General features: G+C 66.7%; 12 protein-coding genes. 3 read left to right on the top strand and 9 right to left on the bottom strand.

Features of this window, described 5'->3' with window-relative positions; all coding sequences use genetic code 11:
* Positions 1–114: 114 nt before the first annotated feature.
* Positions 115–2,661: a glycerol-3-phosphate 1-O-acyltransferase PlsB gene (gene plsB, locus ACLD02_RS13735; protein ID WP_410298954.1), complete on the top strand. Its 2,547-nt coding sequence runs from the start codon at positions 115–117 to the stop codon at positions 2,659–2,661.
* A gap of 210 nt (positions 2,662–2,871) precedes the next feature.
* Here plsB and ACLD02_RS13730 read toward each other — a convergent pair whose 3' ends face one another.
* The 5 genes from ACLD02_RS13730 to ACLD02_RS13710 are packed head-to-tail and all read right to left on the bottom strand — an operon-like array spanning position 2,872 to position 7,571.
* Complete coding sequence (locus ACLD02_RS13730) at positions 2,872–3,621, bottom strand: class I SAM-dependent methyltransferase (protein ID WP_410298953.1); 750 nt, start codon at positions 3,619–3,621, stop codon at positions 2,872–2,874.
* Positions 3,618–4,415: an undecaprenyl-diphosphate phosphatase gene (locus tag ACLD02_RS13725; protein WP_203100256.1), complete on the bottom strand. Its 798-nt coding sequence runs from the start codon at positions 4,413–4,415 to the stop codon at positions 3,618–3,620. The genes ACLD02_RS13730 and ACLD02_RS13725 overlap by 4 nt, the downstream gene beginning before the upstream one ends.
* Before the next feature lie 12 nt (positions 4,416–4,427).
* On the bottom strand, positions 4,428–4,862 hold the full coding sequence (locus ACLD02_RS13720; protein ID WP_203100258.1) for an acyl-CoA thioesterase: 435 nt from the start codon (positions 4,860–4,862) through the stop codon (positions 4,428–4,430).
* Positions 4,863–4,900: 38 nt separating this feature from the next.
* Positions 4,901–5,581: a tRNA (adenosine(37)-N6)-threonylcarbamoyltransferase complex dimerization subunit type 1 TsaB gene (gene tsaB, locus ACLD02_RS13715; protein ID WP_410298952.1), complete on the bottom strand. Its 681-nt coding sequence runs from the start codon at positions 5,579–5,581 to the stop codon at positions 4,901–4,903.
* Positions 5,559–7,571, bottom strand: a complete 2,013-nt coding sequence (locus ACLD02_RS13710) for an ATP-dependent DNA helicase (protein WP_410298951.1) — start codon at positions 7,569–7,571, stop codon at positions 5,559–5,561. Before ACLD02_RS13710 ends, tsaB begins: the two co-directional genes overlap by 23 nt.
* A gap of 74 nt (positions 7,572–7,645) precedes the next feature.
* Here ACLD02_RS13710 and ACLD02_RS13705 point away from each other — a divergent pair, with 74 nt between their 5' ends.
* On the top strand, positions 7,646–8,194 hold the full coding sequence (locus tag ACLD02_RS13705) for a molybdenum cofactor guanylyltransferase (protein WP_410298950.1): 549 nt from the start codon (positions 7,646–7,648) through the stop codon (positions 8,192–8,194).
* 136 nt (positions 8,195–8,330) lie between these two features.
* On the opposite strand, the gene ACLD02_RS13700 is transcribed toward ACLD02_RS13705, so the two are convergent.
* The 4 genes from ACLD02_RS13700 to ACLD02_RS13685 form a co-directional block, all read right to left on the bottom strand.
* Positions 8,331–8,717, bottom strand: coding sequence for an SCP2 sterol-binding domain-containing protein (locus tag ACLD02_RS13700; protein ID WP_203100272.1), 387 nt, complete (start codon positions 8,715–8,717; stop codon positions 8,331–8,333).
* A 145-nt stretch (positions 8,718–8,862) separates the two neighbouring features.
* Entirely contained in the window at positions 8,863–9,687 is an 825-nt protein-coding gene (locus ACLD02_RS13695) for a polyphosphate kinase 2 family protein (RefSeq protein ID WP_410298948.1), read from the bottom strand.
* A 55-nt stretch (positions 9,688–9,742) separates the two neighbouring features.
* Positions 9,743–11,038: an ammonium transporter gene (locus ACLD02_RS13690; RefSeq protein WP_238400767.1), complete on the bottom strand. Its 1,296-nt coding sequence runs from the start codon at positions 11,036–11,038 to the stop codon at positions 9,743–9,745.
* A gap of 500 nt (positions 11,039–11,538) precedes the next feature.
* Positions 11,539–12,408 (bottom strand): tetratricopeptide repeat protein, encoded by an 870-nt coding sequence (locus ACLD02_RS13685; protein WP_203100275.1) that lies wholly within the window; start codon positions 12,406–12,408, stop codon positions 11,539–11,541.
* Between the two features lie 207 nt (positions 12,409–12,615).
* Here ACLD02_RS13685 and ACLD02_RS13680 point away from each other — a divergent pair, with 207 nt between their 5' ends.
* A complete protein-coding gene (locus ACLD02_RS13680) occupies positions 12,616–15,072 on the top strand; it encodes an acyl-CoA dehydrogenase (RefSeq protein ID WP_410298946.1) in 2,457 nt (818 codons plus the stop codon).
* Positions 15,073–15,245: the final 173 nt, after the last annotated feature.

The raw sequence follows: 15,245 nt of genomic DNA, 5'->3' as shown, positions 1-15,245 counted from the left end.
AGGTCGGGATTCTACGGCGCCGTGACAGCCGCGCGCCAGTGCGACATACGGTGGTGCGCGAGACCGCTCTCCTTAGGTAGAATCGGCGGTCCATTCGCCACGATTTTGGCCCCTATGACGCCCTGGTTAGGACTGGACCGACTTTTCTTCCTGTTGATCCGCGCGTTCATGCGCCTGTGCACCCGGATCCGGGCACTGCCCGGCGATCCGGAAGAACTGCAGCTGGATCCCAATAAACCCGTGGTGTATGTGCTGCGCGACCGCTCCGTGGCGGACGCCGCGGTGGCGGACCAGGCGGCGCGGCGGCTGGGCCTGAGCGCGCCCAAGGCATCGCTGACCCTGGGCAAGCAGCATCTGTCGCGCAGCTATTTCCATGTCTACAAACGCGAGATGTCGGTGGCGCGACAGCGCCGGGCGATCACCCCCGCGCGGCTGCAGCGGCTGGTGGCGGGGCTCAAACAGAACGCCGAGCTGGACGTGCAGCTGGTGCCGGTATCCGTGTTCTGGGGTCGTCAGCCGGAGAAGGAAAGCTCCCTGTGGCGGATCATCTTCTCCAACAACTGGTCGCCGCCGGGCCTGATCAAGAAATTCCTGATCATCCTGACCCAGGGTCGGGATCTGTACGTGCAGTTCAGCCCGCCGGTGTCCCTGCGCCAGGTGATGGATCAGTGCCGCTCCGACGACCAGGTGGTGCGCAAGACCTCGCGCATTCTGCGCGTGCATTTCCGGCGCCAGCAGGAGGCGGCCATCGGGCCGGACCTGTCCCACCGCCGCACGCTGAGCTACGCCATCATGGAGGCGCCCTCGGTGCGCGAGGCGATCGCCGAGGCCGCCGCCGAGAACAACGAGAGCGAGGATAAGGTGATGGCCCGCGCCCGGGGCTATGCCCTGGAGATCGCGGCGGACTATTCGCACACCGTGATCCGTGCCCTGGAGCTGTTTCTCAACTGGCTGTGGAACCGGCTTTACGACGGCATCCGCCTGTACAATCTTGAGCACCTGACCCAGGTGGCCCGCGACCACGAAGTGATCTACGTGCCCTGCCACCGTAGCCACATCGACTACCTGCTGCTCAGCTTCGTGGTCTACCGCAATGGCCTGGTGCCGCCGCACATCGCCGCCGGCATCAACCTGAACCTGCCGGTGGTGGGCACCATCCTGCGCCGGGGCGGTGCCTTCTTCATGCGCCGCAGCTTCCGCGATAACCCGCTCTACGCGGCGGTGTTCTACGAATACCTGCACAGCATCACCACCCGGGGCTTTTCCATCGAGTATTTCGTGGAGGGTGGCCGCAGCCGCTCCGGGCGCATGCTGCAACCGCGCACCGGCATGCTGGCGATGACGGTGCGCAGCTTCCTGCGCGACGCGCGCAAGCCGATCGCCTTCGTGCCGGTGTACATCGGCTACGAAAAGGTGATTGAAGCCAGCACCTACATGGGCGAGCTGGGCGGCGGCAAGAAGAAGAAGGAATCGATATTCCGCCTGGTGAAATCCCTGAAAGTGCTGCGCAGCCACTTCGGCCAGGTGCACGTGAACTTCGGCGAGCCGATCAAGCTGGTGGACTATCTGGACGATCACCGGGAGGGCTGGCGCAACGAGGAACTGAGCGTCAACGAGACCCCGGACTGGTTCAAGCACACCATCAACGACCTGGGCCGCGACGTGGTCACCGGCATCAATGCCGCCGCCGTGGCCAACCCGGTGAACCTGATCAGCCTGGCGCTGCTGGCCACGCCCAAGCACACCATGGATCTGCAGCAGCTGCGCCAGCAGTTGCAGCTCTACATCAATCTGCTCGGCGAGGCGCCCTACAGCGACACCGCCCGCCTGGCGGAGACCGACGCCGAGACCATCATCGAGTACGGCCTGGAACACGAGTTCCTGATCCGCGTGGCGCACCCACTGGGCGACGTGGTCACCACCGATCCCAAGACCGCCCTGCAGATGGCCTATGTGCGCAACAACAGCCTGCACCTGTTCATCCTGCCCGGGCTGATCTGCTCGCTGTTCCTCAACGCCCGGAGCATCAGCCTGGACGTGCTGCAGAGCATGATCGCCCTGCTCTACCCGTTCTTCCGCAACGAGTATTTCCTGCACTGGCGCGAGGACCAGGACCTGACCGCGGCGGTGGAGCGCATCGCCACGGTGCTGGAGGAACACGGCCTGGTGAACCGCGAAGGCGACTGCCTGCACGGCGCCGCCATCCACACCCACGCCTCGGACATGCTCGCCCATCTGGGGCAGACGGTGATGCCCTCCCTGGAGCGCTACTACCTGACCATCCGCCTGCTGGTGCAGTACGGCGACGGACGGCTCACCGCCGACCAGCTCGGCGACCTAGCCCACCACACCGCCCAGCGGCTGTCGCTGCTGTATGAGTTCAACTCACCGGAATTCTTCGACAAGGTGGTGCTGCGCAACTTCATTCGCCAGTTGCTGGACACCGAGCTGGTGTGGCTGGACGACGACGACCAGTTGCACTTTGGCGACAACCTGCGCGCCCTGGACGACGAGGCCCGGCGCATTCTCAGCCCGGACATCAGCCAGGCGATCCAGCGCGTCACCCGGGTGCCGCAGTTGGAGGAAGCCCTGGCCCGCACCGCCGAAGAGGAACAATCCGCGGACGCCAACCCGGCGAAAGGCACTGAGGCGGGCAAATAGCCCGCCGCGCCTTAGTTAACAGTGAACAGTGAATAGTTAATAGCTAACTTCAAAACACCGTTGCAGAAACGCAGGGCAGGCGCTGCGGGTTCGCAAGGCCTGCGCGCGGTCAGTGCCGCCGGGCTGATCGCGACTGAAGTCGCTCCTACGGACCCTCTCCCTTGCGGTAGGAGCGACTGGGCGGCATTCCGCTTCAGTCGCGATCGGCCTCTAAGCCGGCGACAACGGCCCATAAACATCGAAGCGTACGGTTTTGCCTTCGTGGCCGTGGTGCGGCGCCACGCCGGCCAGGGGCGGCGCCTTGCGGGGGCGCTTCACCACCACGCGGCGGGCGTTCCGGGCCCGGGCCAGGGCCAGCAGCGCCGCCTCTTCCTCCACGTCCGGATAAGCGCACAGCGTCTGCAGCCATTGCAGATCCTGCTTCACGGCGGCGCTCTTGGCCCGCGCCGGGAACATGGGGTCCAGATACACCGCGTGCCAGGGCCCGGCGGGCAATGCCACCTCGGTGGCCTCGCCGGCGGGCAGCAGGGTCAGACGCGCCGCCAACTCGGTGTCGGCGGCCCGGGCCAGGCCGTCCGCCAGCAGCGCCTGCAGTGCCGGCTGGCGCTCCACCAGGGTCACCGGAAAACCGGCGGCGGCCATCAGGGCGGCGTCGCGGCCCAGGCCGGCGGTCAGATCCAGCACCCGGTCAATACCGTCCCGGGGCTTGCCCAAGGCCTTGATCAGGCGCTCATGGCGGGCGCGCTCGGCGGCCAGCCGGTAGCCCTGGCGGCCGCCGAGAAAATCCACCTTGAGCGGCGCGGCGCGGGCCGCCGGGTCCCACAAACTGAGGGCGCCATCGTCACCGGCCGGGCCCAGCACCAGGGCGAAACCCCGCTCCCGCGCCTCGGCCGCCGTGGCCACCGGCGCGCCGCCGGCCACCGCCGGGGCACCGGGCAGGCAGCCCACCGCCGCGCTCATACGAACCAGATAAAGAGAATGGCGCCCAACAACAGGCGGTAGACCATGAACGGCAGCATGCCGAGCCGGTCCAGCAGGCGCAGGAAGAAGACGATGGTCAGGTAGGCGGTGATCGCGCTTACCGCCACGCCCAGGGCCATATGGGCCCAATCCACCGCCTGCTGGCTTTCGATCAGGTCCTTGGTCTTGAGCAGGCCGGCGCCCAGAATCACCGGCACCGACATCAGGAACGAAAAGCGCGCCGCGTCCTCGCGGCGGAAGCCCAGCGCCAACGCCGCGGTAATGGTGATGCCGCTGCGCGAGGTGCCGGGAATCAGCGCCACCGCCTGGGCCAGCCCGATCAGCAGGGCACTGCCCACGCCCACCTGATCCACACCCCGGCGCCGGGCACCGAATACGTCCGCCAGCCACAGGGCGACGCCGAACACCACCGTGGTGGTGGCGATCACCGCCGCCGAGCGCAGCTCGTTCTCGATCAGGTCCTTGAGCAGAAAGCCCGCCGCCACCGCCGGAATGGTGGCCAGCACCACCAGCAGGCCCAGGCGCAGGTCAGGGTTCATGCGCCGTTCCACCAGGCCCTGGCCGGCACCCCGGGTCATGCCCCACAGATCCCGGCGGTAGTAAACCACCACCGCCAGCAAGGTGCCCAGATGCACCGCCACGTCGAACGCCAGCCCCTGGTCCGGCCAGCCCAGCACCTGGGAGGGCAGAATCAGATGGGCGGAGCTGGAGATCGGCAGGAATTCCGTCAGTCCCTGAATCAGCGCCAGGATCAGCGCCTGGAAATTGTCCATTCAATGATTTCCTTATTCCTCGGCGGTGATCTGGTAGCCGCTGAGGAATTCCGGCGGCATGCGGCGCGGCTTGCCGGAATCCAGGGCCACGCACACCCATTTGGTGCGCCCGCGCAGCAGGGTCAGGCCGTCGCTTTCGCGCACGATCTGGTAACGGCGGGTGATGGTGATGCGCTGGTCGTTTTCCACGATCCAGGTACCCACCCGCAGGGTCTCGCCCTGGTAGGCCGGGGCCAGGTAGTCCACCTCGGTGTGGCGCGCCACCATGCAGCGGTTGAGGCGCTGGTATTCATCCCAACCCAGCCCCAGCACCTGGGTGTGCTGCCAGGCAATCCTCTCCATGTAACGCAGGTACTCGGTGTTGTTCACATGGCCGAGCACATCGATGGATTCCGGCGCCACCACCACTTGCAGCTCGTGAACATCCGGCAGGTCCCATTCGATCATTTCGTTTCTCCTTGGCGTGGCGCGATCCGGCGCCGAAATCATACTACCCGGTCACGCAGGTAGACCGGCTGCGCCTGTTCCGCCGGTACCGTGAGGCCGGCGGCCACCAGCGGCGCCGCCAGCCGGGCCACCGCCGAGGCCCGCGGCGCGGCGGCCTCGTCCACCTCCGCCAGAGTCACCCGGGTGGCGATGCGCTCCCGATAAACCGCGCCGGAGCCGGCCAGCAGCCAGTCGCCACCGTCCAGGGCGGGCACGTCGTCCGGGTCGAACAGGCCATCCGCCAGCAGCGCCTCGACGCGCTCGCCCTGACCGTTGCCGCCCGCGTAACAGTGGTAGGCACCCAGATACAGCTCGCCCATGCGCGCGTCGAAGGCCGCCAGTACCCGTGGCCGGGCCGGGTGGGCGTCGAAGGCCGCCAGCGCGCAGGCGGCCAGAGTGGAGACGCCGGCCACCGGCAGGTCGCGGGCGAACGCCAGACCCTGGATCACCGAGGTGGCCACGCGCACGCCGGTAAAGGCGCCCGGGCCCTGGCCGAACGCCAGGGCATCCAGGGCGGCCAGGCCGATACCGGCCTCGGCCAGCAGTTCATCCACCAGCGGCAGCACCCGCTCGGTCTGGCGGCGGGCGCCGGGTTCGAAGCGCTCCAGCACCTCGCCGTCCCGGTAGAGCGCCACCGAACAGGCGTCGGTGGCGGTTTCAATGGCCAGAATGTGCGTCATGGGTCGGCTCTTGCGGGGCGGGCGCCGGTGGCGCCTCGCCGGTTTTCGATTGCGCCAGGCGTTCCGCCTGCAGGCGGGCAATGTGCGGAAAGAAACGTTGCACCACCTCCGCTTTGCGGGTGCGCGTCATGCCCGGCAGGCTGTCCAGGAACAGGCGCCCGTAGCCCTTGGTCACCAGGCGCGGATCGCCCACCACCAGCAAACCGTGGTCGTTGGGGTCGCGGATCAACCGGCCGGCGCCCTGGCGCAGGGCCAGCACCGCCTGGGGCAGCTGATAATCGCGGAAGGCGTTGCCGCCGTTGGCGTTGATGTGCTCGATGCGCGCCGCCGCCACCGGGTCCCCGGGGGAACCGAACGGCAGTTTGTCGATGATCACGCAACTGAGCGCCTCGCCACGCACGTCGATGCCCTCCCAGAAACTGCTGGTGCCGAGCAGCACCGCATTACCCAGACGCCGAAACTCGTCCAACAGTTCCCGACGGCCGGCCTCGCCTTGCACCAGCAGCGGGTATTCCAGCTTTGCCTCGCGCAACAACGCCGCCGCCTCACGCAGGGCCCGATGGCTGGTGAACAGAAAGAAAGTGCGGCCTTCGGCGGCGCGGATCACCGGGATCATCGCCCGCGTCAGGCTGGCGGTGTAATCCGGCGACGACGGCGCCGGCAGATTCTCGGGCACGTAGAACACCGCCTGCCGCTTGAAATCAAACGGGCTCTCCAGGCTCAGGGTGTCCGCCTCGTCCAGGCCCAGGCGCTTCTGCAGGTGCTCGAAGCGCCCCGCCACCGACAGGGTCGCCGAGGTCAGAATCCAGGTGCAGGGATGCTTGTCGCGCTGGGCGCGCAGTTGCCCGGCCACCGACAGCGGCGTGCTGTGCAGCACCACGGTGCGGCGGAAGGTCTCGAACCAGTAGACCCGGTTGGGGCCATTGGCATCGAGGATCGATTTGAGCGTCAGCACATGCTCGGAGGCGCGCCGGGCACAGGACTCCAGGCCACGGCTGGCGCGGGCCTCGGGTTCCAGAAAATCATTCAGGTCGATGAGCCCGTCGAGCAGCGCCTCGCCGGCCTCGCGCACCGCCGGCAGTTCCGCCACCTCGGACCAGGGCGCGCGCCGCTCCTGCTCGCCCAGGCTCAGGCGCAGGTCCTGGCCGGCCTTGTCCAGGGCGGAAATGTGCTGGTTCAGCGCCGCCAGATCGAGCGCCGAGTGCGCCGCCTCGGACAACGCGTCACGGCCCAGTTCCTGAATCTGACGGGTGCTCAGGGAATCGCCGAAGAAGGTGGCGGCCACCTCCGGCAACTGGTGGGCTTCATCGAAGATCACCGTGTTGGCGCTGGGCAGCAGTTCGGAAACGCCCTCCCCGCGCAACGCCGCGTCGGCGAAGAACAAATGGTGGTTGACCACCACCAGGTCCGCCTCCTGGGCTTCCTTGCGGGCGTTCATCAGCGGGCATTCGCTGTACTTGGGGCATTCGGTGCCGAGGCAGTTGTCGGCGGTGCTGGTTACCCAGGGCCATACCGGAGCATCCTCCGGGAGCTGCTTGAGCTCGGCGATGTCGCCGGTCCTGGTGCGCCCGGCCCAGTGCGCCACCACCTGCAGTTGCTCGGCGGTTTCCCGGGTCAGGAAGCGGGCTTCCTCCTGGTGCAGCTCCAGCCGGTAGGGGCACAGGTAATTGGCGCGCCCCTTGAGCAGCGCCGCCTTGCGGGGCAGGCCCAGGGCCTTGAGCACCACCGGCAGATCTTTGAAGAAAAGCTGATCCTGCAGGCTTTTGGTGCCGGTGGAGACCAGCGTGGGCCCGTCGGACAACAGCGCCGGCAGCAGGTAGGCCAGCGTCTTGCCGGTGCCGGTTTGCGCCTCCACCAACAGCGTGCCGCGCGCGCGGATCGCTTCCGCCACGGCATCCGCCATGCGCAACTGGGGCTCGCGGGGACGGTAACCGTCCAGCAAGCGACCAAAGCGGTCGATGTCGTTAAGATAGTCGCGGGCGCTGTTCACTCAGGGTCTCATGCGGCTGCGGGCTGCCATTGCCTGGGCGCAGAGGATAGCGGATAAGCGAGCACACTCCCAATATGGATCTTTTCTACACATTGCTGATTCTGGCCGGCGGCGAGGGGCGCCGCATGGGCGGCCGCGACAAGGGCCTGGTGGAGATCGACGGCGAGACGCTGATCGACCGGCTCTTGGACGCGGTGGCGCCACCCGGGCCGGTGGTAATCAGCGCCAACCGCAACCTGGATCTCTACCAGGGCCGGGCGGACAAAGTGGTGCGCGACCGCCGCGACGGCTACCGGGGCCCCATGGCCGGGCTCGAGGCGGGCCTGGCCGTCTGCGGCGACGGCCCGGTGTTGTGCCTGCCCTGCGACCTGATGGCGCCGCCGCCCACCCTGCCCGGCCTGCTGCTCGACGGCCTGCCCAGCGACCGGGTGCGCCGGCTGGAGGACGACCACGGCCCCCAACCGCTGTGCCTGGGGCTGCACGGCGAGCGCTGGGTGGCCTCCATCACCGACTACCTGGACCGGGGCGGCGGCAGCGTGCGCGGCTGGCTCAAGAGCGTGCCCCACGACGTGGTGCGCCTCCACGGGCGGCTGGAGAACCGCAACCGGGAAGAGCGCGGCTGACACGGCCTGCGGTATCGCGACTGAAGTCGCTCCTACACTACCCCCTGCCCGTATGAGCGACTTCAGTCGCGATCCGCTCGCAAAGAAAAACGCCCGCTTGAGGCGGGCGTCTTCGATTCACCGAGGCGAAGGCGGATCAGGCGGTCACGTCCTGGATCTGCTTCATCAGCTGCTTCTGCTCGTCGGTGGGTTGAGCGGACTGCAGGGACATCAGCTTGCTCATGTCGCCCTCGACCTTGATCTGACCGCTCATGAAGCCTTGCATGCCGGCGGACTGGTCGCCCTCGATGAAGATGCGCTTGGCCAGGTCCGCGGGCAGGATCAGGGTGGTGGCCGCGTCCTCGTGCTGGCCTTCCTCGATCATGCCGCCCACCAGGGAAAGGTGCTTCTCGCCATCGTCGGTGTTCACCTTGATGTTGATGACCAGGTCAGCCAGGGCGGCGGGCGCTTCCACGTCGCCGGCGGACTCACGGATTTCCTTGACCTTCGCGAACCATTCGTCGGACAGAAATTCCACGCTCATTGTTGTCTCCTTGGTTGGATTCCGCTTCGACGCCCGGCTCGGTGCCAGGACCGGATTCAAACGAGCGTTCGAAACTTTCCCGTACCTTATAGAAAGCCCCAGAGGCTGACAATGCTTTACTGGCGGTCGCCACGGGCCAATACGGTCAGTCCCGCCCGTCGTGCCCGCCGCCGCGCAGCAGCGCCTTGTAATGCTCGATGCAGCCAATGTTTTCGCGCGGATACTCCGGCGCCAGCGTGGCCAGCAGGTCCGCCATCAGAGCGGCCACCCGGGCCCGGGCGGCATGCTTGTCGTCGTTGGCGATCAGATGCCAGGGCGAGTGGTCGGTATGGGTGGCGGTGAGGGTTTCGTTGACCAGCGCCAGGTAACGGTCCCGGGCCCGCCAGCTCTCGATGTCGGAGGGGTCGAACTTCCAGCGTTTACGGGGCTTGTCCAGGCGTTTGAGCAAGCGCCGGCGCTGCTCGTCCCGGGAAGTGTTCAGCCACACCTTGACCAGGCGCATGCCCTCGCGATGCAGATGCCCCTCGAACTCGTTGATGGCGCGATAACGACCGCGCCAGTCCGGCGGCGGCTCGGCGGTGGGCCACAGCCGCTCCGCCAGCACCGCCTCGTAATGACTGCGGTTGAAGGCCACCACCTGGCCGCGCGCCGGCAGATGCCGCCATACCCGCCACAGGAAATCGTGATCGACCTCCTCCCCCAGGGGCCGGGCGAAGGAATGGGCGCGGAAGGCGGCCGGGTCCATGGCCCGGGCCAGGGTACGGATCAGGCTGTCCTTGCCCGCGGCATCCAGGCCCTGCACCACCAGCAGCACGCCATGTCGGCGGCCGGCGTAGAGCCGGCGCTGGTGTTCGTGAATACGCTCCAGGCTGTCCGCCAGCGGCGCCACGCCGTTCCCCACCACCCGGGCGGGAAGCTGGCGAACGTCCAGCGCGCCGGCGCGCGGCCAGCCGTAGGGGTCCAGATCCATGACGACTCCTTGGGAAAAGATCTCCCCCGAGCATACTGGACCCCGGCCGGCGGCGTCAGATGTCGTAACCGCGCTCCTCGTGCAACGCGATGTCCAGACCCTGGCTTTCCTCCTCGGCGGTAACGCGCAACGGCGTGAACAGGCCCACCAGCTTGAGCAGCGCCCAGGTCAGCACCGCCGTGTAAACGAAGGTGACCACCACGCCCAGGGCCTGCACGCCCAGCTGCTGGAGCATGCCGTAGTCCGGCTTGGCGAAGCCGTAGCCGGAAAACACGCCCAACTCCGTGGAAGCGAATACCCCGGCCAGCAGGGTACCGAGGATGCCGCCCACACCGTGCACCGGAAACACGTCCAGGGAATCGTCAATGCGCCAGCGCTGCTTGACCACCAGCACCATGTAGAAGCAGATCACGCCGGCGGCCAGGCCAATAATCAGCGCCCCACCGGGGCCCACGAAGCCGGACGCCGGGGTGATGGTGCCCAGCCCCGCCACCATGCCGGTGGCGATGCCCAGGGCCGAGGGCTTGCCGAACTTCCGCGCCTCCAGGGTCAACCAGGCCAGGGAACCGGCGGCGGCGGAAATGTGGGTCACCAGCATGGCCATGGCGGCATTGCCGTCGGCGGCCAGCGCCGAACCACCATTGAAGCCGAACCAGCCCACCCACAGCATGCCCGCGCCCATCACCGTCATGGTCATGTTGTGCGGCTTCATGGCCTGGCCCGGCCAGTCCTGCCGCCGGCCCAGCACCACCGCCGCCACCAGGGCGGCGACGCCGGCGGTAATATGCACCACGGTACCGCCGGCGAAATCATACAAACCCAGCTCCGCCAGCCAGCCACCGCCCCACACCCAGTGGCACACCGGCACATAGACACCCAGCACCCACAGCACCGAAAACGCCAGCATGGCGCCAAAACGCATGCGCTCGGCGAAGGCGCCCACGATCAGCGCCGGAGTGATGATGGCGAAGGTCATCTGGAACAGGCCATGCAGGCTTTGCGGCAGGGAACCCGCCAGGCTGTCGCGGTCGATACCGGCGAAGAACGCGTGCTGCAGGCCGCCGATCCAGGCGTTGACGGCGCCGCCATCGGAAAACGCCAGGGAATAACCGACCACCAGCCACACCAGCGACACCGCGCAGGCAATGGCGAAGCATTGCATCAGCACCGACAGCACGTTCTTGTTACGCACCAGGCCGCCGTAGAACAGGCTCAGGCCGGGCAACGTCATCATCAGCACCAACGCGGTGGCCACCAGAATCCAGGCGGTATCGCTCTTGTCCACGGTATCCGCCACCGCCATCGAGGGCATCAGCGCCAGCAAGCCGGCGACTCGGTATTTGATTCGCATTATTGGTTCCCTTGTCCTCGGGGCCGAAACGCGGCCCGGAATTGCACCGCCGGGACGCACCCCGACGGCATTGCACCGGAAAAGGGCATACAAGAATCAAGCCAGATCACAAAGCCAGCGAACACGCCCTCTCAGGGCGCAACCCGCACAAAATCCGGGCAAATACGCACCCAAAATGTGCACATACACCCTGAGAAGCACCAATATCGATCACGAATAAGAAGAAAGCCTGCGCCACAAACAGGCATGTAGAGACCATAGGTAGGCAGGTAGAGGCCCTAGAAGCCACATCCAACCGCCAACGCCACAACAACGCCCCACTACGGAGCCGCGCGGAACGCTACCTCGGAGCGTCCCGGTGTGGGCCCCCTTTCCGGGACCCTGTCAAACAGGACGTTTGACAGGGAGCCTACAGGGACGTACTCGCGGCGTTCCCGGAAAGGGGGCCCACACCGGGACGCGGCCCCAATGGAGGGCCCGGCGGCGCCCCCACCGACGACTCAATGCAGATAGGTGAACATCTTGCGCCGATACTGGCTCGCCAGCGGATCACCCTTGGGCAGGCAATCGAACACCTCCAGCAACGCCGCCCGCGCCACCCCATCCTTGTAGTCGCGATGATCACGCAGCAACGTCAGCAACGCCCGCAGCCCCGCCTCGAACTGACCGGCGGCGGCGGCCCGCAGGCCATAGGCGTGCAGATCCTCAGGCGCCGGATCGCTCTCGATGCGGGCGGCCAGCTCGTGCAAGCTCTCGCCGCCCCCCTCCAGCTTCTCCAGCAACGCGAAACGAGCCCGGAACGGCCGCAGCTCTTCCACGTCCTCGACCACCTCCGCCAGCACGGACTGCGCCTCATCGGTGCGCCCCTCGCCCAGCAGGTACTCCACCAGCAGCGCGCGGAAAGCGTGCTTGTCGGGCTGCTCGGCCAGGGTCTGGCGCAGCGCCTGCTCCGCCTGGCCGCCATGGCCGGCCTCGATGGCCTGGCGCACCTGCTCCAGGAACTGCTGCTCCTGCTCCGCCTGAGCGGCGTCCGGGTCCACCACCGGCGCCAGCCACTGGCGCAGCGCGCCCTCGGTCTGGGCGCCGTCCAACTCGCTGACCAGCTGCCCCTGATAGACCAGCTTCAGCGACGGCAGGCTGCGCACGCCGAACTGGGCGGCGATGTTCTGCTGGGCGTCGGCGTCCACCTTGGCAAGCAGGAACTTGCCCTGGTATTCGCCCGCCAGTTTCTCCAGCAGCGGCGCCATCTGCTGGCACGGCTGGCACCAGGAGGCCCAGAAGTCGAACAGCACCGGAATCTGCCGGGAACTTTCCAGTACCTGTTGAATGTTCTGTTCGGTAACGTCGATGATCGAAGCGTTGTCCTGCACCGGAGACTCCTGTGACGGGAATTTTGATTGGCGGCAATTGTACGAAATTCCAAGGGTCCATAAACAGATTAAAAACTGTTAAAACGGCAACAGGACGGAATGATCGGCGTACACTGAAACAATCGTTCACGCACCCTCCATGCCCGCTGGGTAAGGTATGGAGGCATTCCTGAACCTCCGCAAAGCATCCTGGCAAAGGAGATGACCATGCTGAGCCTTTTGGCCCTGGTAATACTGGCCGCCACCCTGGTGGCCATATTCTACATGCAGCTGTCACTGACCACCGGCAGCGCCGTGTTCGCGGTGGTCTGGTTGCTGTGCGGCCTGTTGGCATCCTGGCTGTACAATCCGCTTCTGCTGATTCTGGTCGCCGCCGTGCTGGTGGTGCTCAACCACCCCGGCCTGCGCGCCAAACTGATCAGTCGCCCGGTCTTCAAGACCCTCGGCAAGATGATGCCGCCCATCGGCGACACCGAGCGCGAGGCCATCGAGGCCGGCGCCACCTGGTTCGAGGCGGAACTGTTCGGCGGCAAGCCGGACTGGGATGAATTCTCCAAGACCGACTTCACCCGCCTCACCGACGAGGAACAGGCGTTCCTGGACAACGAGGTCGAGCAGCTCTGCGACATGCTCGATGAGTGGAAGATCTACCACGAGCTCAAGGACCTGCCCGAGGAGGTCTGGGAATTCCTCAAGACCAAGGGCTTCTTCAGCCTGATCATCCCCAAGGAATACGGCGGCAAGGATTTCAGCCCCTACGCGCAAAGCCGCACCATGAGCAAAATCGCCACCCGCTCGCTGACCACGGCGGTCACCGCCATGGTGCCCAACTCCCTGGGCCCGGGCGAACTGCTGGCCAAATACGGCACCGACGAGCAGAAACAGCGCTGGCTGCCCGGCCTGTCCTCCGGCGAGGAAATCCCCTGCTTCGGCCTGACCGGCCCGGAAGCCGGCTCCGACGCCGGCGCCATCCCGGACAAGGGCGTGGTTTGCAAGCGCACCGTGGACGGCGAGGAAGTGGTGGGCATCAGCCTGGACTTCGCCAAACGCTGGATCACCCTGGCCCCGGTGGCCACCGTGGTGGGCCTGGCGTTCAAGCTTTATGACCCGGAACACCTGCTCGGCGACCAGGACGACATCGGCATCACCTGTGCCCTGCTGCCCGCCGACACCGAAGGCGTGGAGATCGGCCGCCGCCACAACCCGGGCGGATCGCCGTTCATGAACGGCCCGATCAACGGCAAGGACGTGTTCGTGCCCCTGGACGCCATCATTGGCGGCCCGGAAATGGCCGGCAAGGGCTGGCGCATGCTGATCGAGTGCCTGGGCGCCGGCCGCGGCGTCTCCCTGCCCGCCCTGGCCACCGCCAGCGGCGAGATCGGCTATCGCATGACCGGTGCCTTCGCCCGTATCCGCCGCCAGTTCGGCACCGCGGTGGGCCACTTCGAAGGTGTGCAGGAGGCCTCCGCCGACGTGGCCGGCCTGGCCTACACCCTGGAAGCCTACCGGCACCTGGTGACCCGGGGCCTGGAGGAAGGCACCATCTCGGTGGTCACCGCGATGGCCAAGTACCACTCCACGGAAATGATGCGCGTACTGATCAACAACGGCATGGACATCGCCAGCGGTCGCGCCGTGCAGATGGGCCCGCGCAACTTCATGGCGCTGCCCTACCAGTCCATCCCGGTGGCGATCACCGTGGAAGGCGCCAACATCCTCACCCGCTCGCTGATGATCTTCGGCCAGGGCGCGATGCGCTGCCATCCGTACCTGTACGATGAGCTCCAGGCGATCCAGGACGAGGACCAGGAACGCGGCTTCAACAACTTCGAGCGGTTGTTCTTCAAGCACGCCGGCCACTCCCTGGGCAACATCAGCCGTGGCCTGGTGCACGGCCTGAGCGGCGCCCGGCTGGCGGAAATCCCCGCTAACGCGGACAGCTTCAGTGCCCCCTGGTACCGCCTGATCACCCGCTACAGCGCGGTGCTGGCGAGCCTGTCCGATGTGGCCTTCGCCCTGCTCGGCGGCGACCTCAAGCGCCGTGAGATGGTGTCCGCGCGGCTCGGCGACCTGCACAGCCAGTTGCTGATCAGCTGCGCGATCCTCAAGTACCACGCCACCCTGCCCCGGGACGAGGCCAACGACGCCCACGCTACCTATGCGCTGCAGCGTTCCCTGAGCCAGGCCCATGAGGCGATCGAGGACTTCTGCCGCAACTTCGGCTACTTCGGCGTGGCGCGGGTGCTCAAGGCACTGTTCTTCCCGCTGGGCCGTCCGTGCCTGGCGCACAAGCCCAGCGATGAACTGATCCGCACCCTGGGCGAGCAGATCATGAGCCCCTCCAGCGTGCGCGATGCCCTGGCCGCCAACGCCTACATTCCCGAGGACCCGGAGGACAACATCGGTCGGGTGGAAGCCACCTACAACAAGCTGCTGGAGGTGGAATCCGACTTCGAGGCGTTCTACAAGGCGGATCTCAAAGGCAAGCTGGAAGGCGACACCCTGCGCGCCAAGGTGGAGAACGCCGCCGCCCAGGGCATCATCCCCGAGGACAAGGTGGCGGCGATTCTCGAGTACGACGAGATGCGCTACGACTGCCTGCTCACCGACGCCTTCGACAAGGAGTTCAAGGAAGTGAAGATGCACACCGAGCGGCCGATCTGATCCGCCCCGTCCGTCCGCGAGCAAAAAACCGCCCTCCGGGGCGGTTTTTTATGCCTGATGGTTTGGCGCAAAAGCCAGGGGGTGATCCCTCCATCGGGGCCGCGTCTCGGTGTGGGCCCCTTTCCGGGAACGCCGTGAACCCGTCCCTGGGGGCTCCCGGTTTGACATCCTGT

The organism is Alloalcanivorax sp. C16-2, from assembly GCF_046507615.1.
In the GTDB taxonomy this organism is placed as follows: Bacteria; Pseudomonadota; Gammaproteobacteria; order Pseudomonadales; family Alcanivoracaceae; genus Alloalcanivorax; species Alloalcanivorax marinus_A.
The sequence above is the reverse complement of the archived record's forward strand: the minus strand, read 5'-3'. Positions and strand labels throughout refer to the sequence as shown.